Annotated in this window: 23 protein-coding genes; 9 read left to right on the forward strand and 14 right to left on the reverse strand. The window is 66.8% G+C overall.

Annotation, left to right across the window (positions count from 1 at the left end; translation table 11 throughout):
- Positions 1–7: 7 nt before the first annotated feature.
- The gene (locus ACFXHA_RS36610) at positions 8–436 is read right to left on the reverse strand and encodes a DUF1707 domain-containing protein (RefSeq protein WP_379364458.1); all 429 of its coding nucleotides are present in this window, start codon (positions 434–436) and stop codon (positions 8–10) included.
- 173 nt (positions 437–609) lie between these two features.
- Here ACFXHA_RS36610 and ACFXHA_RS36615 point away from each other — a divergent pair, with 173 nt between their 5' ends.
- Positions 610–1,842 (forward strand): acyl-CoA dehydrogenase family protein, encoded by a 1,233-nt coding sequence (locus ACFXHA_RS36615; protein ID WP_379364460.1) that lies wholly within the window; start codon positions 610–612, stop codon positions 1,840–1,842.
- Between the two features lies 1 nt (position 1,843).
- Positions 1,844–2,968 carry an acyl-CoA dehydrogenase family protein gene (locus tag ACFXHA_RS36620; RefSeq protein WP_379364462.1) on the forward strand — a complete coding sequence of 375 codons (1,125 nt, stop codon included), beginning with the start codon at positions 1,844–1,846 and terminating at the stop codon, positions 2,966–2,968.
- Positions 2,969–3,003: 35 nt separating this feature from the next.
- Here ACFXHA_RS36620 and ACFXHA_RS36625 read toward each other — a convergent pair whose 3' ends face one another.
- The gene (locus tag ACFXHA_RS36625; RefSeq protein WP_379364464.1) at positions 3,004–3,174 is read right to left on the reverse strand and encodes a hypothetical protein; all 171 of its coding nucleotides are present in this window, start codon (positions 3,172–3,174) and stop codon (positions 3,004–3,006) included.
- 228 nt (positions 3,175–3,402) lie between these two features.
- Between ACFXHA_RS36625 and ACFXHA_RS36630 the strand changes: the two genes are divergently transcribed.
- The 5 genes from ACFXHA_RS36630 to ACFXHA_RS36650 all read left to right on the forward strand — a co-directional run bounded on the left by ACFXHA_RS36630 (position 3,403) and on the right by ACFXHA_RS36650 (position 8,827).
- Positions 3,403–3,834, forward strand: a complete 432-nt coding sequence (locus ACFXHA_RS36630) for a carboxymuconolactone decarboxylase family protein (RefSeq protein ID WP_379364825.1) — start codon at positions 3,403–3,405, stop codon at positions 3,832–3,834.
- Between the two features lie 65 nt (positions 3,835–3,899).
- The gene (locus ACFXHA_RS36635) at positions 3,900–4,658 is read left to right on the forward strand and encodes a metallophosphoesterase (RefSeq protein WP_379364466.1); all 759 of its coding nucleotides are present in this window, start codon (positions 3,900–3,902) and stop codon (positions 4,656–4,658) included.
- Positions 4,659–4,837: 179 nt separating this feature from the next.
- Positions 4,838–5,281, forward strand: coding sequence for a CBS domain-containing protein (locus ACFXHA_RS36640; RefSeq protein WP_379364468.1), 444 nt, complete (start codon positions 4,838–4,840; stop codon positions 5,279–5,281).
- A gap of 19 nt (positions 5,282–5,300) precedes the next feature.
- Entirely contained in the window at positions 5,301–6,593 is a 1,293-nt protein-coding gene (locus ACFXHA_RS36645; RefSeq protein ID WP_379364470.1) for an SLC13 family permease, read from the forward strand.
- 83 nt (positions 6,594–6,676) lie between these two features.
- Positions 6,677–8,827: an acyltransferase family protein gene (locus tag ACFXHA_RS36650; RefSeq protein ID WP_379364472.1), complete on the forward strand. Its 2,151-nt coding sequence runs from the start codon at positions 6,677–6,679 to the stop codon at positions 8,825–8,827.
- Positions 8,828–8,837: 10 nt separating this feature from the next.
- On the opposite strand, the gene ACFXHA_RS36655 is transcribed toward ACFXHA_RS36650, so the two are convergent.
- Positions 8,838–9,173, reverse strand: coding sequence for an ArsR family transcriptional regulator (locus ACFXHA_RS36655; protein ID WP_379364473.1), 336 nt, complete (start codon positions 9,171–9,173; stop codon positions 8,838–8,840).
- Between the two features lie 140 nt (positions 9,174–9,313).
- Between ACFXHA_RS36655 and ACFXHA_RS36660 the strand changes: the two genes are divergently transcribed.
- A complete protein-coding gene (locus tag ACFXHA_RS36660; RefSeq protein WP_379364474.1) occupies positions 9,314–10,846 on the forward strand; it encodes a substrate-binding domain-containing protein in 1,533 nt (510 codons plus the stop codon).
- A gap of 6 nt (positions 10,847–10,852) precedes the next feature.
- On the opposite strand, the gene ACFXHA_RS36665 is transcribed toward ACFXHA_RS36660, so the two are convergent.
- The 5 genes from ACFXHA_RS36665 to phoU all read right to left on the reverse strand — a co-directional run bounded on the left by ACFXHA_RS36665 (position 10,853) and on the right by phoU (position 13,527).
- Positions 10,853–11,254 carry a hypothetical protein gene (locus tag ACFXHA_RS36665; protein WP_379364476.1) on the reverse strand — a complete coding sequence of 134 codons (402 nt, stop codon included), beginning with the start codon at positions 11,252–11,254 and terminating at the stop codon, positions 10,853–10,855.
- Entirely contained in the window at positions 11,254–11,565 is a 312-nt protein-coding gene (locus tag ACFXHA_RS36670; RefSeq protein ID WP_379364478.1) for a hypothetical protein, read from the reverse strand. Before ACFXHA_RS36670 ends, ACFXHA_RS36665 begins: the two co-directional genes overlap by 1 nt.
- A 1-nt stretch (position 11,566) precedes the next feature.
- Positions 11,567–11,797, reverse strand: coding sequence for a hypothetical protein (locus ACFXHA_RS36675; RefSeq protein ID WP_379364479.1), 231 nt, complete (start codon positions 11,795–11,797; stop codon positions 11,567–11,569).
- Between the two features lies 1 nt (position 11,798).
- Entirely contained in the window at positions 11,799–12,737 is a 939-nt protein-coding gene (locus ACFXHA_RS36680; RefSeq protein ID WP_379364481.1) for a hypothetical protein, read from the reverse strand.
- 121 nt (positions 12,738–12,858) lie between these two features.
- On the reverse strand, positions 12,859–13,527 hold the full coding sequence (gene phoU / locus ACFXHA_RS36685) for a phosphate signaling complex protein PhoU (protein WP_379364483.1): 669 nt from the start codon (positions 13,525–13,527) through the stop codon (positions 12,859–12,861).
- 159 nt (positions 13,528–13,686) lie between these two features.
- Here phoU and ACFXHA_RS36690 point away from each other — a divergent pair, with 159 nt between their 5' ends.
- A complete protein-coding gene (locus ACFXHA_RS36690) occupies positions 13,687–16,248 on the forward strand; it encodes an ATP-binding protein (protein ID WP_379364485.1) in 2,562 nt (853 codons plus the stop codon).
- 3 nt (positions 16,249–16,251) lie between these two features.
- Here the strand turns inward: ACFXHA_RS36690 and ACFXHA_RS36695 are convergent, their stop codons facing one another.
- From ACFXHA_RS36695 to kdpF, 6 genes are all read right to left on the reverse strand, one after another.
- Positions 16,252–18,117: a potassium transporter Kup gene (locus tag ACFXHA_RS36695; RefSeq protein ID WP_379364827.1), complete on the reverse strand. Its 1,866-nt coding sequence runs from the start codon at positions 18,115–18,117 to the stop codon at positions 16,252–16,254.
- A gap of 343 nt (positions 18,118–18,460) precedes the next feature.
- Positions 18,461–19,279, reverse strand: a complete 819-nt coding sequence (locus ACFXHA_RS36700; RefSeq protein ID WP_379364487.1) for an SDR family NAD(P)-dependent oxidoreductase — start codon at positions 19,277–19,279, stop codon at positions 18,461–18,463.
- Positions 19,280–19,581: 302 nt separating this feature from the next.
- Positions 19,582–20,511, reverse strand: coding sequence for a potassium-transporting ATPase subunit C (locus tag ACFXHA_RS36705; RefSeq protein WP_379364489.1), 930 nt, complete (start codon positions 20,509–20,511; stop codon positions 19,582–19,584).
- A complete protein-coding gene (gene kdpB / locus ACFXHA_RS36710) occupies positions 20,511–22,655 on the reverse strand; it encodes a potassium-transporting ATPase subunit KdpB (protein WP_379364491.1) in 2,145 nt (714 codons plus the stop codon). Before kdpB ends, ACFXHA_RS36705 begins: the two co-directional genes overlap by 1 nt.
- Positions 22,652–24,328, reverse strand: coding sequence for a potassium-transporting ATPase subunit KdpA (gene kdpA, locus ACFXHA_RS36715; RefSeq protein WP_379364493.1), 1,677 nt, complete (start codon positions 24,326–24,328; stop codon positions 22,652–22,654). The genes kdpB and kdpA overlap by 4 nt, the downstream gene beginning before the upstream one ends.
- Positions 24,329–24,610: a K(+)-transporting ATPase subunit F gene (kdpF, locus tag ACFXHA_RS36720; protein ID WP_379364495.1), complete on the reverse strand. Its 282-nt coding sequence runs from the start codon at positions 24,608–24,610 to the stop codon at positions 24,329–24,331.
- Between the last annotated feature and the right edge of the window lie 29 nt (positions 24,611–24,639).

The following is a 24,639-nucleotide window of genomic DNA, read 5'->3' on the forward strand; positions in this document are numbered from 1 at the left end:
GCCGGGCTCAGTGGGTTCGGGAGTGGTTCCAGGCCGCGGATTCCCAGCCCATGACGACTCGGAAGACGAGGACTGCACCCCAGGGGGCGATGACCCAGATGGGCCAGGGGTAGGTGAATTCGCCTGCGGTGAGCGAGATTGCGGCCCAGATGAAGAGGCAGAGGAGGCTGGTGCCGAGCCAGGCTGAGCCCTCGATCTGCTGCCAGATGGGGAAGCGGGTGCGGGAAACGGGCTGGGCGGCAGCGGTTTTGGCGAGTTTGGGGAGGTCGGCGAGGACCAGGGGGAGGTCTTCGCGGGTGGTGGTGGCGTAGACCTGGGCCAGGCGGTCGTTGTATTCGGCGAGGTCGAGGCGGCCGTCGGTGAGGTGGCGGCCGAGCTGGTCGGCGATGGTCGCGCGTTCGGCGTCGGAGGCGCGGGTGCCGGTGGTGATGTCCATGTCGATGCCTAACGAGACGTCGTGGTCGGATATTCCATTGTGGAACGTACTACTCAGGTTAAACCTCCATTGTGGAATGTCAAGAGATCGAAGTGAAGGCGGGTGCCAGCACATTTGCCAGCAGGGGTGATGCGGTGAGATCGTTAGTCACAGTTCTCGGACAAGGAGTCATCGTGGACCTCGACTGGTCGCCTGCCGATCTGGCATTTCGTGATGAAGTGCGCGGCTTCCTCGACGAAAAGTTAACCGACGATCTTCGTCGCGCCGGGCGCTTGTCGACCAGCGTGTACCCGGATCACGAGGCCAGCATGCACTGGCAGGCCATCCTGCACGAGCGCGGCTGGGCAGCCCCGGCGTGGCCGGTGAAGTACGGCGGCTGCGATTGGAGCCTGACCCAGCACTACATCTTCAGCCGCGAATGCACCCTCGCGGGCGCTCCGAACCTGTCCCCCATGGGGATTCGCATGGTCTCGCACGCCATCATGGCGTTCGGCAGCGCGGAGCAGAAGGACTACTTCCTGCCCCGCATCCTCACCGGCGAAGTCTTCTTCTGCCAGGGTTATTCGGAGCCGGAGGCCGGTTCAGACCTGGCGTCGCTGTCGATGGCCGCGGTCGCGGACGGCGAGGACTTCCTGGTCACGGGCTCCAAGATCTGGACCACTCACGCCGGCGAGGCCAACTGGATCTTCGCGCTGGTCCGCACCTCCAAGGAGGGCAAGAAGCAGCAGGGCATCACCTTCCTGCTCATGGACATGCGCACCCCGGGCATCGAAATCCGGCCGCTGGTCATGACTTCCGGTGAGCAGATCCAGAATCAGGTCTTCTTCGACCAGGTTCGCGTCCCGCAGGCCAATGTGCTCGGCCGCGTCGACGACGGCTGGACCGTCGCCAAATTCCTGCTCAACTTCGAGCGTGGTGGCGGCGCGGCCTCCCCCATGCTGCAGGTGATGGCGGAGGAGCTGGCGCAGGCGGCGCAGGATCAGGTCGGCCCGAACGGTGGTGCGCTCATCGACGATCCGGCTTTCGCCGCCAAGCTGGCCGATGCCCGGCTGCGCGCGGATGTGCTGGAGATCCTCGAATACCGCACGCTCGCACTGGTTTCCAGCGGCAAGGATCCGGGTCCGGCCGCATCGACCATCAAGATCCTGGGCACCGAGCTGAGCCAGGTGCTCACCGAGCTCGCCCTGGAGGCCGCCGGCCCGCGTGGCCGCGCCTACCAGCCGCACGCCACCATGCCGGGCGGCCCGATCGCCGACTTCACCCCGCCCGCAGACGGTTTCGTGACCGGCGCGGACTGGCAGGCGGTCGCCTCGCTGCGGTACTTCAACGACCGCGCCGGTTCGATCTACGCCGGTAGCAACGAGATTCAGCGCAATATCATCGCCAAAGCCACCCTGGGACTGTGACATGGACTTCTCTTTCACCGCCGAGCAGGACCTGCTCCGCGACACCGTCACCGAATTCCTTTCGGCGCGTTACCCGTTGGAGGCCAGCCGAGCTGCGGCCCGCACCGGGGCGGGCTGGCAGCCGGAGATCTGGCGCGGATTGGCCGAAGAGGTTGGGATTCTCGGGGCCAGCCTGCCGGAGTCGGTGGGCGGCATCGGGGGCGGACCGGTCGAGACGATGATCATCGCCGAGGCGCTGGGTGCGGCGCTGGTGCTGGAACCGTATGTGGACACCGTGGTGGTGGGCGGGGGCCTGCTGCGGCGCGCTTCCGGCAAGCGCGCGGAGGATCTGCTGTCGGGTATCGCCGCCGGTGAGGTGATCACCGGATTCGCCGCCCTGGAACCGCAATCCGGCTACGACTACACCAACGTCGCCACCACCGCGGTCCGTGACGGCGACGACTGGCTGCTGACCGGCGAGAAGACCGTGGTCACCGCCGCCCCGCTGGCCACCCACCTGCTGGTGACCGCGGCCGTGGACGGCGAGATCGCCTTGTTCGTGGTCGATTTCGACGCCGCCAACCCGCCCGCCGGGCTGACCGCGCGCCCGTACCGCACCATCGACGAGCGCCAGGCCGCCGACCTGAGCTTCGCGGACCTGCGGGTCCCCGCCGACGCGCTACTGCTGGCGCAGTCGGGCGCGGCCATCGCCGCGACGCTCGACGAGGCCATCGCGGCGGTCTGCGCCGAATCGGTCGGGGCGATGCGCAAGGTGGTCGCCGACACCGTCGCCTACACCAAGCAGCGCCAGCAGTTCGGTGTCCCGATCGCCAGCTTCCAGGCGCTGCAGCACCGCATGGTCGACATGCTGCTGGAACTCGAACAGGCCGTGGCCGCAACCTATCTGGTGACCCTCAAACTGGACGCTCCCGCCCCGGAGCGAGCCCGCGCGGCCTCCGCCGCCAAGGCCACCATCGGCCGCGCCGCCCGGCGCATCGGCCAGGAGTCGGTGCAGTTGCACGGCGCAATGGGAATGACCGAAGAACTGGCCATCGGCCACTTCTTCAAGCGCCTCACCGCAGTCCAGTACGAGTTCGGCACCACCGACCAACACATTGCCCGCTACGCCGCGCTGACCCGCCCCTAGCGGACAGCCGACGGAGCGATCCCGTGCGCGCCGGCTCAGGGGTGACCTGCGCGCACGGGTATCCGTCGAGCATCGTCGATTCGCGGCTGTCGCGCGGCGATGGCGGCTCGGGCCGAACTACGCACGGCGAGCACGATTACCAGCGCCAATGCGGGTCCGGTGACGAAGAACAACACAGCCAGCGCGATGACTAGAACAGTTCCCACGTGCGGATTATTGTCCCCCGTGCCACATTTCGCACAATTACGGCAAACACCTTACTTTCGGGCGTAAGAATCCGGCCGGTCGGACTTGAGTCGCTGCTGTGACGCATCACAGCGCCCCCGGCACGCCGGTGTGACCGGCCTCATAGCCGTGCGCCCGTCACGTTCGGCAAGGCTGTCTCGTCCAGGGGATGCATTCGAACCGGACGAAAGGACGACATCGTGTCGCGAATGAACCTGAGCGAAGTAGCCCCCGAGGTCTACAAGGGGTGGGTCGCCGCGGAGGTCGCCATCGTGCGCGGCCCGCTCGACGCCACTGTGCGGGAACTGGTGAAGATCCGCGTCTCGCAGATCAACGGTTGCCTGTTCTGCATCGATATGCACGCCACCGAGGCCCGCAAGGAGGGCGAGACCGAACGCCGCGTCTGGCACCTCAGCGCCTGGCGGGAGTCGGCGCTGTTCACCGAGGCCGAGCGGGCCGCGCTGGAATATGCCGAGGCCGCAACCGAACTCGGCCCGCACGGGGTGAGCGATGAGATCTGGGCGGCGGTAGAGAAGCACTTCGACGAGGGCGAGCGCGCTGGTCTGGTCGCGGTGACCGCCCAGATCAACATGTGGAACCGCCTCGGCGTTCCCCTGCGCATGGAGCCGCTCGAGCCCTAGGCGCAAACGGGCCGCCGACCGGGAATGCCGTTGACACGCCGCCTGGTCTGTGGCTGATTGACGGTATGGGCAGCGCGGTCGAGGCCGGAACCGGACGAGTGCGGATCGCCGCGGTAGGCGATCTGCACATGCGGGAGAGCATGCGCGGGCGCTTCCGCCCCGCGCTGCTCGACCTCGGCGCGCACGCCGACGTGCTGCTGCTGGCAGGCGATCTCACCAATGGCGGCACCCTGCGCGAGACCGACGCGCTGTGCGCCGAGATCGCGGACCTCCCCGTTCCGGTGATCGCCGTGCTCGGCAATCACGACCACGATCGACGGCTCGGTTACCGAATTACGGTCCAGCTCAGTGAGATCGGCGTGCACATGCTCGAGGGCACCGCGACCATCCTGCCCGTCAACGGTATTCGGCTCGGTATCGCCGGGGTGATGGGCGGCAGTGGCGGATTCCCCGGCCACCGGGCCAATCCCGACGAGGGCAGCGTGGAACACCGACGCCGCTTCCGCCGCGGCCCCGCCGACGCGGTCCGTCTGCGCGCCGCCCTCGAATCCCTCGACTGCGACCTCCGCATCGCCCTCATGCACTTCTCCCCCACCCTCGACACCCTCGTGGGCGAACCGCCCAAGATCTACCCCGGCCTGGGTTGCCAGGACCTCGCCGACGCGGTCGACTCCGGTGGCGCGGTCCTCGCCATCCACGGACACGCCCACGGCGGCACCGAATTCGGCCGCACCCCCGGCGGCACCGAAGTCCGCAACGTCTCCTACCCGGTGATCCGCAGCGCGTACCGGGTGTACGACGTGACACACCCGGGCGACACGTAAACCGCTTCTCGGTACGCTTTTACGGAATCTGTACCGCTGGCGCGCCGGGAAGTCTGGTCGGCCGGTCCGAGTTCCTCGGGCTGTACGGTCCGACCTGGGAGTTTCGATGCGAGGCCAGTATTCGATCTTGACGTATTCTCCTGGCGTGGACGCTCGGGTATCCGTCGTATCCTGCACATATGCATGCCGCTCAGATGGCCGAGGAATATCCGGTGATCGATTTGGACTCCGACGCGATCGACGCGGCGAAGTTGCTCGCGGAACATCGCCTGCCGGGGATTCTGGTGATCGACGCGAACGGGAAGCCGCATTCGGTGCTGCCCGCCTCCCAGGTGGTGTTGTTCATCGTGCCCAAATACGTGCAGGACGATCCGTCGCTGGCCGGGGTGCTCAACGATTCCATGTGCATGCAGGTGGTGAAGCGGTTGCGCGGCAAGAAGGTTCGCGACGTTATCCCCGAGCGGCTCACCAAGATCCCGGCGGCCAAGCACGACGACAATATCGTCGAGGTGGCGGCGCTGATGTCGAAGTACAAGTCCCCGCTGGTGGCGGTGCAGGACGGCGACCGGCTGATCGGCGTGATCACATCGTCGCGGCTGCTGGAAGTGGCGCTCGCGAACTGAGCCCGCCGGGGTGGCGACTATGACCGTCGCCATCTCCATCGCGGTCTTCACGATCGCCTATATCCTCATCGCCTCGGAGCGCGTGCACAAAACCATTGCCGCGCTGGCCGGTGCGGGCGCGGTGATCGCGGTCGGCATCATGAACTCCGACGATGTCTTCTACTCGCACGAGACCGGCATCGACTGGAATGTCATCTACCTGCTGCTCGGGATGATGATCATCGTCGGCGTGCTGCGCCAGACCGGCGTCTTCGAGTACGTCGCCATCTGGGCGGCCAAGCGCGCCAAGGGTTCCGCGCTGCGGGTGATGATCCTGCTGGTGCTCATCACCGCGACCGCCTCGGGTTTCCTCGACAATGTCACCACGGTGCTGCTCATCGCCCCGGTGACCATGCTGGTGTGCGAGCGCCTCGAGGTGTCGCCGATACCGTTCCTGATCGCGGAGGTGCTGGCCTCCAATATCGGCGGCGCGGCCACCCTGATCGGCGACCCGCCCAACATCATCATCGGCAGCAAGGGGGGCCTGTCGTTCAACGACTTCTTCCTGAACCTGACCCCGATCGTGCTGATCGAACTGGCGGTGTTCACGCTGCTGCTGCCGCGCCTGTTCAAGGGTTCCTTCGACGTCGATCCCGAGCGCGCCGCCGACATCATGCAGCTGAACGAGCGTGAGGCGATTCGCGATCCGCGCCTGCTGATCAAGTGCGGAATTGTGCTGGCGGGAGTTTTCGCGGGATTCTTCGGCCACCCCCTCTTCCATCTCGAACCGTCATTGGTGGCGTTGCTCGGTGCCGGCGTGCTGGTGTTGATTTCCGGTCTGCCGCAACGCGATTACCTGTCGGCGGTGGAATGGGAGACGCTGCTGTTCTTCGCCGGTCTGTTCGTGATGATCGGGGCGCTGGTGAAAACCGGTGTGATCGCCCGATTGGCGAAATCCGCGACCGAACTCACCGGCGGAAACGCCTTGCTGGCAACCATGCTGATACTCGTGGTGTCGGCGGTCCTCTCGGGTGTCATCGACAACATCCCGTACGTGGCGACCATGAGCCCACTGGTGGCCCAGCTGGTGGAGCACGTCGACCATCCGGCACAGGCGGACGCCCTGTGGTGGGCGCTGGCATTGGGCGCGGATTTCGGTGGCAATCTCACAGCAGTCGGGGCCAGCGCGAACGTGGTGATGCTCGGGATCGCGAAACGTTCGGATCATCCGATCTCGTTCTGGGAATTCACCCGCAAGGGCGTAGTGGTGACCGCGGTCACGATTGTGGTGGCTGCACCCTACCTGTGGCTGCGCTATTTCGTATTCGCCTGACCAGCAACAAAAGCCTCATTACGGACAACTTCTGTGTGGCGATTGTGATTTTCCAGCAACCCTGACCGACAATGGCAGCCGCCATGTCCATATCCAGCACCGATCATCCGACAGCGCCGGACAGCGACCGCCAGGACGCCCCGGCCACCCCCGCCGCTCCCGGTTCCTACCGGCTGGATCTGGACGGATTGCGCGGCGTAGCTATCGCGCTGGTGGTCGCCTTCCACATCTGGGCCGGACGGGTCTCCGGCGGCGTGGACGTCTTCCTGGTGCTGTCCGGATTCTTCTTCACCGGCATGCTCATCCGTCGCGCGGACGGCGGCTCGGTGGGCGTGCTGACCACCTTGCGGCGCACGCTACGGCGGCTGCTGCCCGCCATGGTCGTGGTGCTGGGCGCGGTGGTGGGCGCCACGGTCACCCTGCTGCCGCACACCCGATGGTCGGATATCGCGGGTCAGACGGTGGCTTCGCTGTTCTACTACCAGAACTGGTACCTGGCGACGTCCTGGTCGGACTATCTGGCCGCCGACCCGTCGGTGAGCCCGCTGCAGCACCTGTGGTCGATGTCGGTGCAGGGGCAGATGTATCTGGTCATGCTGGTCGCGGTCGCACTGGTGGCGTGGGTGCTGCGCCGGGCGGTGGCCGCGGGAGCATGGAAAACGGCTGTGCGACACCCGTTGCTACGCCGCGCCGGACAGGGCGGCGTGCTGCGGATGGCGCTGGCCGCGATCTTCGCCGTCGCCGCGATCGTCTCGTTCTGCTATGCCACCGAAGGCGTTTCGACCCAGCAGGGCTGGAACTACTACGACACCTTCGCCCGCGCCTGGGAGCCGCTGACCGGTGCGCTGCTGGCCATCGCGGCACCGCTGATCCGGCTGCCCCGGCCGACGCGAGAGGTGTTCGCGTGGGCGGGAATCGCGGCCATCGCGTGCTGCGGGTGGATGGTCAACGGCGTGCTGGTCTTCCCCGGCCCGGCCGCGCTGATCCCCGTACTCGCCACCGTCGCATTGATTCTCGCGGGCGCGGGTCGTGACACCGCCGATCAGCCGCTGGTCAATCGCGCGCTGGCCACCGGCCCGATCGTGCAGCTGGGCGGCTTCGCCTACGCGCTGTACCTGTGGCACTGGCCGATTCTCATCTTCTACCTGGGGCAACGGCACCAGCGCGGCGCGGGCCCGTTCGACGGGCTGCTCATCATCCTGGTCTCGCTGCTGCTCGCCTACCTGACCCATCACCTGGTGGAAGAGCCACTGCGCCTGCGCTCCAAGCCTTCCGCCACGCCGGCGCGGGGGCGGCTGCTCGCGGGTGTGGCGGTGTCCACGGTGGGGGTCCTGCTACTCGCCTCGACGCTGACCTGGCAGTGGAGCATGGGCGCGAAGGCGCATGCGGTCGGTGAGCTGGATCCGGCCAAATACCCTGGCGCGGCGGCGCTCACCGATCACGCGCTGGTGCCGCGCGCACCGATGCGGCCCACCACCGAGGAAGCCCCCGCGGATATCGCCTACCCGACCCGCGACGGCTGCATCTCCGACTTCGACACCCGCTCGGTCACCACCTGCACCTACGGTGACCGCGACGCGCATCGCACCATCGCCGTGGTCGGCAATTCCCATGCCGAGCACTGGATTCCGGCGCTGCAGATCCTAGGCGAGCAGTACCGCTTCCGGGTCGTCGTGTATCTCAAGATGGGCTGCCCGCTCACCGTCGCCGAGGATCCGGTGTACAAGGGCCAGCAGAATCCGGACTGCCGCGACTGGTCGACGGAGGTGATCGACCGGCTCGGCGTGGAACGTCCCGACTTCGTGTTCACCACCGTCACCCGCCCCAGCGACAACGGCGGCGACGAGACCCCGCAGGACTATGTGGATGTCTGGTCGGCGCTGCACGATCGCGGCCTGCAGGTCATCGGCATTCGCGACACTCCGTGGCTGCGCCGCAACGGGATTCGCTACCGCGCCATCGACTGTCTGGCCGGCGGCGGGAACCGGTTGAGCTGCGGTCTGCCGCGCGCGGAGGCGTTGTCCCCGGTGAATCCGGCGATCGAGCCCGCGGCCGCCTTCCCGAACATGCACCTGATCGACCCCAACAACGCGGTGTGCGAGCCCACCGTGTGCGCGGTCGTGGAGGGCAATATTCTCATCTACCACGACGAACACCATTTGACCGCAAGCTATTCGAGGTCACTTGCCCCCGAGCTCGACCGCGAGTTGCAGCCGATCCTGGGCTGGTGGTGACGCCGGGCGTTCAGCGGTCGCGGACCGAGTCCGGCTGTTCGTAGAGGGCTTCCCAGACCGCGAAGCTGGCCAGCAGTTCGACCGTGCGCCAACCGCGTTCGGTCAATCGCACGCGGCTCGCGCCGTCGTGGCGGTCGTCCCAGGAGCCCGGCTCGTCGCTGCTCACCAGCCCGTACGCCGCGATCACGCGCAGCACCCGGGAGACACCCGGCCGCCGCAGCCCGAGCGCGGCCCGCAGCTCCCGCATCGACCGTGGCCCCGAGGCCAGCAGGTCCAGCAGTTCCACCACGCCCCGGTGATTCACCAGTACACGCAATGCGGACAGTTCATCCGCAGGGTCGTCCATGGTTTCGACGCTAGGAGCGCCGCCTGCCCTACCGGCGGGTCTTGACGGCACCCATTCGCCACGCCCCGGCTTCTCTACGGATTCCTTACGGCCTTACTCTCGACCGTTACCGCGGTAGGACAACAGAATTCGGGGTTTCTGTGAACGGCTTTCCCTTGGACATCGTGCTGGCCCTGATCGGCATCGCGGTGCCGATCCTGGCGTTCATCTGGGAATTCGTCTTGGTGGGGCGCAAGCGGCTGGGGTACCGGGTGCAGATGGACACGCCGGTCACCGGGGAGATCGAGTCGGTGTTCCCGGGGGTGCTGCCGCAGTTGCGGCCGGCGGGCGGCGGGAGCGCGCCGGATCTGCAGGACCTGTCGCTGGTGCTGGTGCGGATCGAGAACAACGGCATCACCGATGTGGACAGCACCGATTACGCCGCGCCGGACAACGACCCGGTCGGGCTGCACATCCGCTTCCCGCACCGCCGGGTGATCGGGATGGCGGTGACGGAACTGTCCGACGACGCCCTGGGCGACAGTCTGAAGCCGGGCACCGGCATCGGCACTCGCGAGGACGCGCTCAATCGCAGCGGGATCATCGATCTGCCGAAGGTGCCGATGGATCGCGGTGACCACTACAAGATCCTCGCGATCCTGCAGCGCACCGCCGGGGCGGGGGCCTATCCGGATCCGGTGGTGCGCGCCAAGCTCAAGGGCGGGCGGGTCTCGGAGACTCGCAGCCGGGTCGGCGTCTCACCGAAACTGCTGGCGCTCATGGGTTTTCTGGTGGCGGTCATCGCGGTGCAGTTCGCATTCAATCTGAACGACGGTTCGGGGTCGTCGACTTCGGCGGACTGCGCGACGGGCAAGCTCACGCTGGTCGGATCCACCGCGTTCGAGCCCGCCGTCCGGGATGCGGCCGGGGCGTATGCGAAGCAGTGTTCCGGTGCGCAGTTCGCGTTCGAATTCGACAGCAGTGACCGGGGTTTGAGCCGCGTCGACGAGGAGGGCAAGAATAATCCGGGCCTGCTGGCCATCACCGACGGGCCCAAGGGCGTCGGCTATCCGGCCCTGCTCCCCCGCACCCTGACCCTGTCGCTGTACACGATGATCGTCAATCCCGGTGTGGGCGTGCACGATCTGACCGCGCAACAGATCCACGACCTCTACGCCGGTCGCGTCGCCAACTGGCAGCAGCTCGGCGGGCCGGATCTGCCGGTGCGCGTGGTGAATCGAGCCTTGGGCTCCGGCACCCGGGAGGCGTTCCGCGCGCGGGTCCTCGGCGACGGTCAGCCCCCTGCGCCGACCGCCACCAGTTGCCGCACCCTCGCGGCCACGAACCCGCCCGGCGCGTCCTTCTGTGAGGCCCCGGTCACCAACGACATGCTGAAAACCGTTGCGGAACTGCCCGGTTCGATCGGCTACAGCGAATACTCCGATGCCACCCAGACTCCCGGCGTCAAGACGGTGACCATCGACGGCCACCCGGCCGGACGCGACCAGATCCTCGACCACACCTATCCGTTCTGGAGCGTCGAATACGCCTACAGCAACGGTGAACTGCCCGCCGACTCCCTGGCGGCGGGCTTCCTGCGATTCGTCACCACCGGTATCGGAAAGGACGTATTGCGGTCACACGGCAACACCCCCTGCGGCGAGCTGCCGAACCCTACGACGTGCACGCCCTGAACCGGGTCAGTCCGATTCCCAATCCCCGAAGACCGGCGACGCGGAACGCTCGTGAAAGGTGTCGTCCCAGGTGTCGTGGTGGCCGTGCCTCGGCAGCGCTCGAGCGGGCGCATCACCGATCTGCTCGACGATGGTCGTGATGCGCGGGTCGGCCTGGATCTCGTTCACCAGGGCCTCGAGCTGGGCCTGGGCCTGACCCCGCGCCTCGTTGATGAGGGATGCGATCATCGCGCCGAGATACCGGCCATCGGGAACCCGGTGCTCGTCGAGCGTCAACGCGATGACGTCACCGTTGGCGCGGACATCGACGTGTATCCCGTCGGCGCTGAGCGAAACATGGCCGTCGGTCACCGCTTCGGCGAGGCGGTCCAGTCGCGTGGACAGTGATTCGCCGTATCCGTCGGACATCAGGCGAGGCCGCCTTCCAGGTCGCAGAAGTCCTGCGCGCCAACGGCATCCACGACTTCGTAGCTCGCGGCACCCTGGGCGGAATGCTCGCCCAGCTCGCCCAGATGCGTCGACAGGATCCGCAGCGCCAACGCGCCCATACCGGCCCCGAAGTGGCAGGCGCCGGGGACGGAGGTGCCGTGCAAACCGGCCGCGACGGCGGGCAGCGCGGTGTGGGTGGTGATCGCGCCCAGGCCGGCACCGGCGTCGGCGAAGCTGCCGCCCAGATCGCGGACGGATGCGGGCACTACGTTGAGGGACTGTTCGCCCATGTCATCTCCCCAGCACGATCTTCGCAACTGTCAGAACAACGATCAGCAGGCCCGCCAGGATCAGCGCGATGCCGCCCGGCCAGGTGGGAAACCCTTTGCTCGAGGGTGAGTGTTCGCGCCCGTAGGCGACCACCCGGGTGGCCAGGTCGCGATGGTTCGTCACCAACATGAGCCCGAGAATCGCTGTGCCCGAGCCGATCAGGATCAGGACGGTATAGCCGACGTACTTCATCTCACCAGATCCTGAACATGTAGCTGCCGGTCAGCGCGGCACCCGGGGTGCCGAATCCGCCGCCGACCTCGGTCGAATAGTCGTTCAGGTGGCCGAAATCCGGTATCCCGCCCCAGGTTTCGCCCACCGAGCCGACGACGCCGGGACCGGCTTGACCGGAGGCGGTGACGCCCCAGCCGTGGATGTATCCGTCGAGCTGGTCCGCGCTCGGGGTGTCGCCCTGATTGATCCAGCCGCCGCGCACCACCGGAAGCTCGATGTCACCGGGCGTTCCGATGCCGATCTGGGGGCCGACGTAGACATGCCCGTTGCGGGTGATGGTGACCACGCCGCCACCACCGATCAGCCACGGCGAGAAGGCACCGAAGTCGATCGAGTAGTAATCGGGCGAGCGCAGACCGCCGCCGGAGCCCTGGGAATCGGGACTCGCGATACCGGTCAGTGCGGCCAGGCCCTGGAACGCGCCGGTGATGCTGCCGGTCGCGTGGTCGAGGCTGTCGCCCAGAAACCCCAGCGCGGACTGGATCACGCCACTGTGCCGCGAGGCGTTGCGCTGCATCGCGCCCATGGTCAGCATGCCGCCGATCGGCCCCAGGGCCGCCGCCAGCAGCCGCTGGGTGGTGGACAGATGTACCGAACCATCCTCTGCCACTTGGTATCCGGCGCGCTCGGCATCGTCGATCTTGCCCAGCGCCCGCTGGTGATCGGCGGTGATCGCGGCATGTCCGTCGCGGGCCGCGGTATCCCCCGCGACCAGCGCGTTGATCGTGTGCGTCAGAAAATCGTCGGCCTTACCGTGCCGCTCCCGCATGGTGTCGCCACCCGTGCCCTGCCAAAACTCCGGCGACAGAGCAACATCCGCCGCAACGGTGGCCTGATGCCCGCCCGCATCCTGATGCCCCTGCCGCCACTCGTCAGCGAGCGTGAGCAACGGACTCACATCGAGCGACCTGACCTGACTGACCGTCGGTGTACCCACAACCCTCCGAACATGAACAAGCTCGTAAGAGTCAGAACGTACTTGCGGACAGCGCGACGGCGCTACGGTCCTAGCGGGTTCCTTACGCCCTGTATGCCTGCCGGACAGTCGATTTCAGTTCGCCCGTGGTCATGAAGATCGTCCGGCGGCCGACCTCCACGGCATGGTCGGCGAAGCGCTCGTAGTAGCGGGCCGACAGTGCGAGATCGACTGCGGCGATAACACCTCCGTCGAAGTCGGGCGCCAGCACGGCATCGAGAACGGACCCGTAGAGCTGGTCCATCGCGTCGTCCTGGTTGTCGAGTTGCGCGGCATCGTACGGATCGCACGAATTCAACACCGCGGCAGCGCTTTCGGCGACCGCGGCGGCGACCGCACCCATGCGGGCGATCACCGGCTCCACCGCTTCGGGTACCGCGCGGCCGGGATGCCGGCGGCGGGCGATCAGTGCGATGTGATTGGCCAGTGATCCCATGCGGGTCAGGTCGCCGACGAGCTGGATGGCCGTCACCACCCGCCGCAGTTCACTCGCGACCGGTGCCTGCAACGCGAGCAGCGTCATCGCGGCATGCTCGCTGGCTTCACGCATCCCGGCGACTCTGACACACAGGTTGATCGCCTGCTCGGCTCGATCGAGGTCCGCCGTCAACAGCGCGCCGGTGGCGTGCTCGATCGCACGATGATCGAGCTCACAGGTCGTCCGCAGCCGCTCCGTGAGCTGGTCGAGGTTGTGATGGAACCGAGTACGCATGGGCCCCATCCTCTTCGAGATTCGGTCCGGTGTCCGTCAATAAAGCGCGAAGAACAGGCCGTATTCCGAATTGTTCATTTACGGTCACCGACGTTTGGATTCCGAAAAGATTGCAGGCCAGAGCGCTACGGGCCGGTGAACCGACTTACTGTGGCGTCGATGTCAACTGTTCGATTCGGGGCGATGATGATGAAACCTCCGGTCCGGGGGCGGCTACGGATCTATCTCGGGGCCGCTCCCGGTGTCGGCAAGACGTACCGGGCACTGGATGAGGCGCGGCGCCGCGCGAGCCGGGGCACCGATGTGGTGCTCGCGCTGGTGGAGACGCACGGTCGTAGGCACACCGCCGCGCTGCTCGACGGATTGGAGCTGATTCCACGGAAGACCGTGTACTACAAGGGCTCCGAGTTCACGGAGATGGACCTCGATGCGATCCTCGCGCGCAAGCCCGCGGTGGTCGTGGTCGACGAACTCGCGCACACCAATGTTCCCGGTTCCCGTAACCGCAAGCGCTGGCAGGACATCGACGAACTGCTCGATGCCGGGATCACGGTGTTGTCGACGCTCAACATCCAGCATCTGGAGTCGTTGAACGACGTCATCACCGGTATCACCGGTGTCGTACAGCGCGAGACCGTCCCGGATGCGGTGGTGCGCGCGGCCGAGCAGGTCGAGCTGGTGGACATGACGGCCGAAGCGCTACGGCGGCGGCTGGAACACGGCAACGTGTACCAGCCCAACAAGATCGACGCCTCGCTGCACAACTACTTCCGCACCGGAAACCTCACCGCGCTGCGGGAATTGGCCCTGCTGTGGGTCGCCGACAAGGTCGACGACCAGCTCGAGGATTATCGATCCGAACACAACATCACCCGGATCTGGGAAACGCGCGAGCGTGTCGTGGTCGCGCTCACCGGCGGCCCAGAGGGTGACACCATCATCCGGCGCGCCGCCCGTGTCGCGGGCCGCACCACCGGCGCGGACCTGCTCGCGGTGCACGTGACGCGCAGCGACGGGCTCGTCGATACCGGACCCGATCATCTGGCCCGGCAGCGGCGACTGGTCGAAGACCTCGGCGGCAGCTACCACCAGGTGCTCGGAAACGACATCCCCACGGCCATCCTGGATTTCGCGCGGGGCGTGAACGCCACCCAGCTGGTGCTCGGCGCGAGCCGACGCGGGCCGCTGGCCGCACGGCTGTCGGCCGGAGTGGGCGCGACCATCAGTGTCCGCTCGGATGCGATCGATGTGCACCTGGTGCCGCACGAGGCCACCCGTACCTCCCGTCGCAGCCGGCACACGCCACCCGCACTGAGCATGCGGCGCAGGCTGATCGGACTCGCGACGGCGCTGATCGGCCTGCCCGGCGTGCTCGCCGCCGCGCTCGCGGTCGGGCTGCCGTTGGCGGCCACCATCGTGTTGCTGTTCGGAGCCGTCGTCACGGTGGCATTGATCGGCGGCCTCTATCCGGCCGCGCTCGCCGCCGTCGGCGGATTCGCACTGCTCGACTACTTCCTGATTCCACCCAAACACAGTCTGGCCGTGGGTGATCGCGGGAACCTGCTGGCGCTGGTGATCTTCCTGGTGGTCGCGGTCGCGGTCAGCGCCACGGTCGAATTGGCGGCCCGGCGCACGGCCGAGGCGGCACGGGCGCATGCCGAATCCGACACCCTGTCCACCCTCGCAGGCAATGTGCTGCGCGGCGACTCCGCCCTGCCCGCACTGCTGGAACGGGTCCGCGAGAGCTTCGGCATGGATGCGGTCACACTGCTGGAACGGGTCGAGAACAGCGTGGACGATCCGGATCTACGACACGATCCGGATCAGTGGCGGATCGTGGCGACCACCGGCGGCGAACCCTGCACGGCACCCGGCTGCGGCGACGTGGAAGTGCCCGCCGACGACCGACTCACCCTGGCCCTGCGTGGTCGCCGTCTGGAGGCAGCCGACCAGCGCGTCGCCGCGGCCTTCGCGGTGCAGGCGGCCGTCGCCCTGAAGCAGCAGCGGCTCGCCGAACAGGCCGCCGCCGTCGCACCGCTCACCGAAACCGACCGGATGCGCACCGCGCTGCTGGCCGCCGTCGGCCACGACCTGCGCACCCCGCTGGCCGGCGCCATGGCGGCGGTCACCAGCCTGCAGGACACCAGCGTCGAATTCTCCGCCGAGGATCAAGCCCAGCTGCTGGACGCGGCCGAGGAATCCCTCACGCGCCTGAACCGTCTGGTTACCAACCTGCTCGATATGAGCCGGTTGCAGGCAGGTGTCATCGGCGTCCATTTCGAGGACGTCGCGCTGGAGGAGGTCCTGCCCCGCGCGCTGCACGACCTCGACGCCACCGGTTTGGTGGGGGCCACCGTCGACCCCCTGCTCCCGCTGATTCGAGCGGATTCCGTACTGCTGGAACGGGTCCTGGTGAACCTCGTCGCCAACGCGCTGCGCTACAGCCCCGACGGCCGGCCACCGACCGTGGCAGCCACCGACACCGGGAACGGGGCCGTCCGGATCCAGATCATCGACCACGGACCCGGTATCGACCCCGTCGACCACGAGCGGGTGTTCCTCCCGTTCCAGCGCCTCGGTGACCGCCACAACGGCAATGGCATCGGGCTCGGCCTGGCGCTGGCGCGCGGTCTGGCGGAAGCCATGGGCGCCAGCATCGTTCCCGAAGGCACCCCGGGCGGGGGCCTGACCATGACGGTCACCCTCGAGCGGGCGATCTAGGCGCTACACCTCGACCTGCGAGCCCATGATGACCGTGCGCTCGCGGGGCAGGCCGAAATACTCTGCGGCGTCGGCCGTGATGTGGCTGGTGGCGATGAACAGCCGTTTGCGCCAGCGGGCCATGGTCGGGGCGGTTCCGGGGAGCAGTTCGATAGTGGACAGGAAGTAGGAGGCGTGGTCGAGGTCCAGGGGCCCTTCGGTTTCGGCCGGGTCGAGCAGGGCCAGGGCGGCGGGGACGTCAGGGGTTTCCGCGTAGCCGTAGCGGGCGGTGACGTGGATGATGCCGTCGTCACGGAAGTCCAGGTGGTCGATGGCGATGCGCTGGTCGGCCGGAATACGCGGCACCAGTTCGGTTTTGATCGACAGGAACACGACCTGCTGATGCCGCACGTGATTGTGCTGGACATTGGCGCGCATGGCCAGCGGGGCGGTTTCCTTGCCGCGGTTGAGGAATACCGCGGTGCCGGGGACGGTGACGATCGAGGGCTCGTCCTGCAGGTGATCGATGAACACGCGCAGCGATCCCTCACGTTCTTCCCGTTCGGCCGTCACGATTTGGCGGCCACGCTGCCACGTCGTCATGATCGTGAACGCGGTCAGGCCGATCAACAGCGGCAGCCAGGCGCCGTGCACGAACTTGGTCAGGTTCGCCGCGAAGAACAGCAGATCGACCGCCAGCAGCGGGATCGCGCCGAGCCCGATCAGCCACAGCGGCGTCCGCCAGCGCGCCCGCGCCACATAGAAGAACAACAGGGTCGAGATGGTGATGGTGCCCGTCACGGCCATGCCGAAGGCGAAAGCCAGTGCCGCCGAACTGCGGAACGCGAACACCAGGGTCAAGACCGAGACCATCAGCAGCCAGTTGATCCACGGCACATAGATTTGACCGATGGTCGATTCGGAGGTGTGCGCAATCCGCAGTCGGGGCAGGTAACCGAGCTGGGCGGCTTGTGCGGCAACCGAATACGCGCCGGTGATCACCGCCTGCGAGGCGATGACGGTGGCCGCGGTCGCCAGGATGACCATCGGCAGTCGCCCCCAACCGGGGACGAGCAGGAAGAACGGGGCGCTGATATTGCTCGAATCGTCGAGGATCAACGCACCCTGACCCAGATAGCTCAGCGCACACGCCGGGAAGACGAGGAACAGCCAGCCGCGGGTGATGGCGCGGCGGCCGAAATGCCCCATATCCGCGTAGAGCGCCTCCGCGCCCGTGACAGCCAGCACGATCGCGGCGAGGGCGAAGAACGCGATTCCGAAGTGGCCGAACAGGAATCCCAGCGCGTAACTCGGCCACAGCGCCTTCAGGATCTCCGGATGCTTGGCGATGCCGGTGACGCCCAGCAGGCCGATCGTCGCGAACCACACGATCATCACCGGCCCGAACATCCGCCCCACCGCCGCGGTGCCACGCCGCTGCACCAGGAACAGCCCGACGATGATCACCACGGTGATCGGCACGACCAGATCACCGAGCGAGGGCTGCACCACTTTCAAGCCTTCGACCGCCGACAGCACCGAGATCGCCGGCGTGATCATGCTGTCGCCGAAGAACAGTGAGGCGCCGAAGATCCCGAGTGCCGACAGCACCATGGCCGTGCGCCGCCCGCCCGGCGCGACCCACCGGCGCAGCAAGGTGATGAGCGCCATGATGCCGCCCTCGCCGTCATTGTCGGCACGCATGGCCAGCAGCACATAGGTAACCGTCACGATGATCATGACCGACCAGAACACCAGCGACACCACCCCGAACAGATTGTCCCGGCTGACCGGAACCGGATGCGGGTCATTGGGATCGAACACCGTCTGCAGGGTGTAGATCGGGCTGGTACCGATATCGCCGAACACCACGCCGAGCGCCCCGACCACGACCGCCAGCCGCGCCGTGTCGTGTGCGACCGATGCGCCCGGCGTCGGCGGGGTCGGGGGTGCATCACCTTTTGTCTCGCTGGGTCGTTGCTCGGTCACGGTGCTTCCTCCTCCGTGCGGGCAGTTCCGCGCGTCGAGCCGGACGATACCGGCTGCGGCGCCACAACTCCCGGCACGCCACCGTGCCCGAACCCACCGACCGGCACAACGGGTGGGTTTCTACGACGAAGCCGCCGCGGATACCTGTGGGTTCCGCGGCGGCTCCTATCCTCGGCCCACCGTGACATGCCGGTGCTGGGAGGGCCGCAGGCTTGGTCAGCGCTGGTTGGGTCGGTGGCCGTACTCAGGCCGTGCGCGCGAGTCGATTGCTCCACGCGGCCAGTCGGGTGCGGGCGCGCGAACTGCGCACGAGCGCTGCGGCGTTGGCCTGGTCGCGGCCCTCGTAGTAGCCACCGTTCACGACCGGAGTGCCTGGTGCGCTGAGCGCGACCAGCACCTCGGCGGCGGAGTCGAGCGGCGCGGTGCGGTGGTTGCGGAAACGCGGTACGTCGATCTCGAAGTCGGCGGGGTACACACTGACCGAGGTCAGCCCCGCCGGGCCGGTCTCGGCCAGCGAGCGGCTGAACATGGTCAGCGCCAGCTTGGACTGTGCGTAGATCGAGGTCTGCGTGTAGATACCGCGGTTGCGGTCCAGATCGGAATAGTCGATATTGCCGCCCAGGTGCAGCCGTGAGGTCACCGTGACCACGCGTCCGTTCACCGCCGCCAGCGCGGGCACGAGAGCCATGGTGAGTCGCTGCGGCGCAAGATAATTCACCTGGAAGGTGAGCTCGTGCCCGTCCTCCGTGTGAGTCTTCGCCTGCGGCGCGGCCATGGACGCGGTATTGATCAGCGCGTCCAGACCGGAAAGCTCCGCCGCCAGCACTCGGCCGAGCTCATCGACCTCGGTCAGCCGCGCGAAGTCGGCCTGCACCATGCGCACCTGCCCCGGCCGTGCGGCCGCCTGCAGCAGCCGCAGCGTCTCGTCGGCGCGACTCTTGTCCAGAATGTGCGCGATGACAGTGTCGCCATCGGCGATCACCCTTTCCGCGGTAGCGAAACCGAGGCGACTTTCGGCCCCGGTGACGAGGACGGTGCGGGTGCTGGACGAGCTTGCGGACATAGTTCTCCCATCAGAATGTTTGGAATGTCGCATACACGGCGACGACAGCGCTCGGCGCAGATCGGCTGCGCGGCAATGATTTCGATGGACGAGCTACGCCGGACTCGGCGGCTCGTCCTCGCTCCCGAAGCCGAAACGCTCCAGGGCAGTTGGGGTCATGCAGCAATATCAACCCATCCCGGATCCCCGGGCAATACTCCCGGCCCCGGTTTGACGGATCCTTGACAGTCATCAACCCGTGAAATGCCAAGGGCCCCGGTCACCCTCGTGAGCGAGGTGACCGGGGCCCGGGTGTCGGCTGATCAGGCCTTGAACGGGTACTTGCTGTCCAAGTCGTAGTTCAGGTCGACGACATTGACGGTGGGCTCACCCATGAAGCCCAGGGCGCGGCCGCTCTTGTGGGCGTCCACCACGGCCTTGATCTGGTCGGGAGAGACGTTGCGGGCCTTGGCGACTCGTGCGATCTGGATGGCCGCGTACTCCGGGGAGATCTGCGGGTCCAGGCCGGAGCCCGAGGCGGTGACCGCGTCGGTCGGGACCGGGGTGTCGACCGAGGCGTTGCCGCGGATCGGGACGATCTGGCCGTTCGAGTAGTCCTCGCCGCGCTTGGCGCACTCGACCTTCACACCCTCGTACGCGTCCAGGAACGGCACGGTCGGGTTCTTGGCATCGGTCGAGCAGGCCTCGTTGATGCTGATCACCTGGGTCGGGTGGGTCACCTTGCCGTGCGCGTCCCGCTGACCCATGAGCGCCAGCACCGAACCGACGCCACCGGAGGTGCAGTACGGACGACTGCCGTCCACACCCTCGAGCTGGCCGACCGCCGCACTGCGCGAGCACACCGTGCTGAGCAGGCTCTGCTTGTCCTTCTTCGGGTCACTGGCGTCCAGGGTGTCCACCACGGACTCCGGGCCCATATTGCCGAAGGAGGTGTTGGTCGGGTCGTAGCCGTCGGGAATGCTGCCGTCGGACGGGGCGGAGTTGGACGGGCGCGTCTGGAAGTACTGCACCAGCACGTTGCCCTTGCCGTCGGTGAACGCCTGCCCGATCAGGCTGGAGCCCACCAGCTTTCCGTCCTTGGTGATCAGCGAGCCGTCGGCCTTGTCCTTGAGCCCGGGTATCTGCGAGATACCCAGGATCACGGCCGGGTAGATGAGACCGGTGATCACCGTGAGCACCAGCAGCGCGCGCAGCGCCGCCACATGTTGCCTGATCCAGGCTGACATACGCATTAGGACATCCCGGGGAAGAATTGAATGACAAGGTCGATGAGCTTGATCCCGATGAACGGCGCGACGATGCCGCCGATGCCGTAGATGTAGAGATTGCGGCTCAACAGTTTCGACGCACTCGACGGCCGGTAGTTCACACCGCGCAGCGCCAGCGGGATCAGACCCACGATGACGAGCGCGTTGAAGATGACCGCCGACAGGATCGCCGACTGCGGCGAGTGCAGCCGCATGATGTTGAGGACGTCCAAGCCCGGGAACAGCGCCACGAACATCGCGGGAATGATCGCGAAGTACTTGGCGATGTCGTTGGCGATCGAGAACGTGGTGAGCGCACCACGGGTGATCAGCAACTGCTTACCGATCTCCACGATCTCGATCAGCTTGGTCGGGTCGGAATCCAGGTCGACCATGTTGCCGGCTTCCTTGGCTGCGGAAGTACCGGTGTTCATGGCCACACCCACGTCGGCCTGCGCGAGAGCGGGAGCGTCATTGGTGCCGTCGCCGGTCATGGCGACCATGCGGCCACCCGCCTGCTCCTTCTTGATGAGCGCGAGCTTGTCCTCCGGAGTCGCCTCCGCGAGGAAGTCGTCCACGCCCGCCTCGTCGGCAATGGCCTTGGCGGTCAACGGGTTGTCGCCGGTGATCATCACCGTGCGGATGCCCATCTTGCGCATCTCGTCGAAGCGCTCCCGCATGCCCTGCTTCACAACGTCTTTCAGATGAATGACGCCGATCAGCTTGGCGGTGCCCTGCTTGATCTCCGCCACCACCAGCGGGGTGCCACCGGAAGCGGAGATGCCGTCGACGGTCACGCCGACCTCGTTGGGGATCTCCCCGCCGTTGCTGCGCACCCATTCGGTGACGGCGCTGGCCGCGCCCTTGCGCAACTGGAGACCGTCGGCCAGGTCCACACCCGACATCCGGGTCTGGGCGGTGAATTCCACCCAGGTCGCGCCGGTGAGCTCACCGGGGGTGCGCTCCCGCTTGTTGTACGCGGTCTTGGCGTACACCACGATGGAGCGGCCCTCGGGGGTCTCGTCCGCGAGGCTGGAAAGCTGTGCGGCATCGGCCATTTCGTCGGCGGTGACGCCCGGCATCGGCACGAAGTCCGAGGCCTGACGGTTACCCAGGGTGATGGTGCCGGTCTTGTCCAGCAGCAGCGTGTTCACGTCGCCGGCGGCCTCGACGGCACGACCGGACATGGCGAGCACATTGCGCTGCACCAGGCGGTCCATACCGGCAATACCGATGGCGGACAACAGCGCACCGATGGTGGTCGGGATCAGGCAGACCAGCAGCGAGACCATCACGATGCCGGTGACACCGTTGATGTCGAGCGCCTGGTTGCTGACGATGCCGCCGAGGTTGGAGTAGATGGCCAGCGGCTGCAGGGTCGCCACCGCGAACACGAAGATGATCGTGAGCGCGGCCAGCAGGATGTTGAGCGCGATCTCGTTCGGCGTCTTCTGCCGCGAGGCGCCCTCGACGAGCGCGATCATCTTGTCGATGAACGAGCCGCCCGGCTCCTGGGTGATCTTGACGACGATGCGGTCCGACAGCACCGTGGTGCCGCCGGTGACCGCGGAACGGTCACCGCCGGACTCGCGGATCACCGGTGCGGATTCACCGGTGATGGCCGACTCGTCCACCGACGCAATGCCTTCCACGACGTCACCGTCGCCCGGAATGACCTGCCCGGCCTCGACGACCACGAAGTCGCCGCGCTGCAGTTCCGGAGCCGCGACGCTCTCCTCGACCACCCGCGCCCCGGGGGACCAGTTCACGAGGCGGCGAGCGACGGTGTCGGTCTTGGCCTTGCGCAGTGCGTCGGCCTGCGCCTTGCCGCGGCCCTCGGCCACGGCCTCGGCCAGGTTGGCGAAAATGACTGTCAGCCAGAGCCATACGACGATGGCCCAGGAAAAGAACGTCGGCTTGGTGATCGCCAGAATGGTGGACCAGACCGCGCCGATCTCGACGATCAGCATCACCGGATTGCGCCACATAGTGCGCGGATCCAGCTTCTTCACCGCGTCCGGCAGCGCCTTGACCAGCATCTTGGGGTCGAACAACCCCGCCGAGACACCGCGTTTGGCGTTGCCTGGCGCGTCCTTCACCGGCGCGGAATCGATTACGGGAGTGCTCATGAGTGGATTCCTTCAGCGAGCGGGCCGAGCGCCAGCATGGGCAGGAAGGTGAGCGCGACCAGGATGATGGTGACGCCCGCGACCATGCCGACGAACTGCGGCCGATGCGTCGGCAGCGTGCCCTCGGAGGCGGGGGTGTGACCCTGAGCCGCCAGCGAACCGGCCAGCGCCAGCGCGAAGATCATCGGAATGAAACGGCCGAACACCATGGCCAGACCCAGCGCGGTGTTCCACCACTGCGTATTGCCCGACAGACCGGCGAAGGCCGAACCATTGTTGTTGGCCGCGGAAGTGAAGGCGTACAACACTTCCGACAGGCCGTGCGGACCCGAGTTGGCCATTCCGGCGCGCTCGCCCGGCAGGGCCATGGCGACGGCGGTGCCGGTCAGCACGATCAGCGGCGTCACCAGGAAGTAGGCGGCGGCCAGCTTGATCTCGCGCGGGTTGATCTTCTTGCCCAGGTACTCCGGGGTGCGGCCGACCATCAGGCCCGCCACGAACACGGTGATGACCGCCAGGATCAGCAGACCGTAGAGACCCGAACCGGTACCACCGGGCGCGACCTCACCGAGCTGCATGTTGAACATCGTCATCATGCCGCCGAGGCTGGTGTACGAGTCGTGCGCGGAGTCCACCGCACCGGTCGAGGTGAGCGTCGTCGCGGCCGCGAAGGTCGCCGAATTCGCCACGCCGAAGCGGGTTTCCACGCCCTCCATAGACGCGCCGATGGCCGACGGGACCGTGCCGTGGTGCTGCAGCTGGAAGAGGTTCATCAGCGTGACGCTGAAGATGGCCAGGGTGGCCATGACCGCGGCGATGGCCGCGCCCTGCTTCTTGGAGCCGATCATGCGACCGAAGGTGCGCGGCAGCGAGAAGCTGATCACCAGCAGCATGAAGATCTCGACCCAGTTGATCCACGCCGTCGGGTTCTCGAACGGGTGCGCGGAGTTCACGTTGAAGAAACCGCCACCGTTGGTGCCGAGCAGCTTGATCGATTCCTGGCTGGCAACGGGTCCGCCCGGCAGGGTTTGCGAACCGGTATTGCCCACCGTCGAAGCGACCTGGTCGTAGACGTGCAGATTCTGGATGACGCCACCCGCGACGAGCACGATGGCGAACACGACCGCCAGCGGCAACAGGATTCGGATGGTTCCCCTCACCAGATCCACCCAGAAGTTGCCGAGCTCGGAGGTGTGGCGACGGGCGAAACCGCGCACCAGCGCGACCGCCACGGCCATACCGACGGCGGCCGAAACGAAGTTCTGCACGGACAGGCCCACGGCCTGTACGACGTGCCCCATCGTCGACTCACCGGCGTAGTTCTGCCAGTTCGTGTTCGTGACGAAGCTGATCGCGGTGTTCCACGCCAGATCCGGGGTCATCTTGGTGCCCGGATCATTCAGGTGCAACGGCAGTTTGCCCTGAATCAACTGCAGGAAGAAAAGGAACAGCACGCTGATGGCCGAGAAGGCCAGCACGCTGCGCGCGTAGACGGCCCAGGTCATCTCCACGCCCGGCTGCACGCCGATCAGCTTGTAGATGCCCTTTTCGGCCTTGGAGTGCTTCTCGCTGCTGTAAGCCCGGTACATGTAGTCGCCAAGCGGCACATGCACCGCGGCCAGCGCGATGACCAGGGATACTGCGAACAGGATCCCGGCTGTTGTCGTGCTCACTTAGAACCTCTCCGGATACAGCAGCGCTGCCACTAGATAAACGGCGATGCCGATGGCCAGGACCAGACCGATAATGTTCTGAGTCACAGCCGTTCCACCCCGCGTTGGATCAAGCCGAACAGGGCGAAGAGCGCCACTGTCAGCACCGTGAACACCACGACGGACATCTCTCGAAACCTCTCTTCTAACGGCACGTCCCAAGACGAGCCGACGTGAGTCAAGCGCCCGATAAGCCCATTTCCGAGGTCCTTTACGCCTTCTTAGCGTCCCAGACCTCCGCATTGACGCTCCGCTTACGCCGGTCGCGCCGC

Origin of the sequence: Nocardia sp. NPDC059240 (assembly GCF_042753865.1) — a bacterium.
Classification (GTDB): domain Bacteria; phylum Actinomycetota; class Actinomycetes; order Mycobacteriales; family Mycobacteriaceae; genus Nocardia.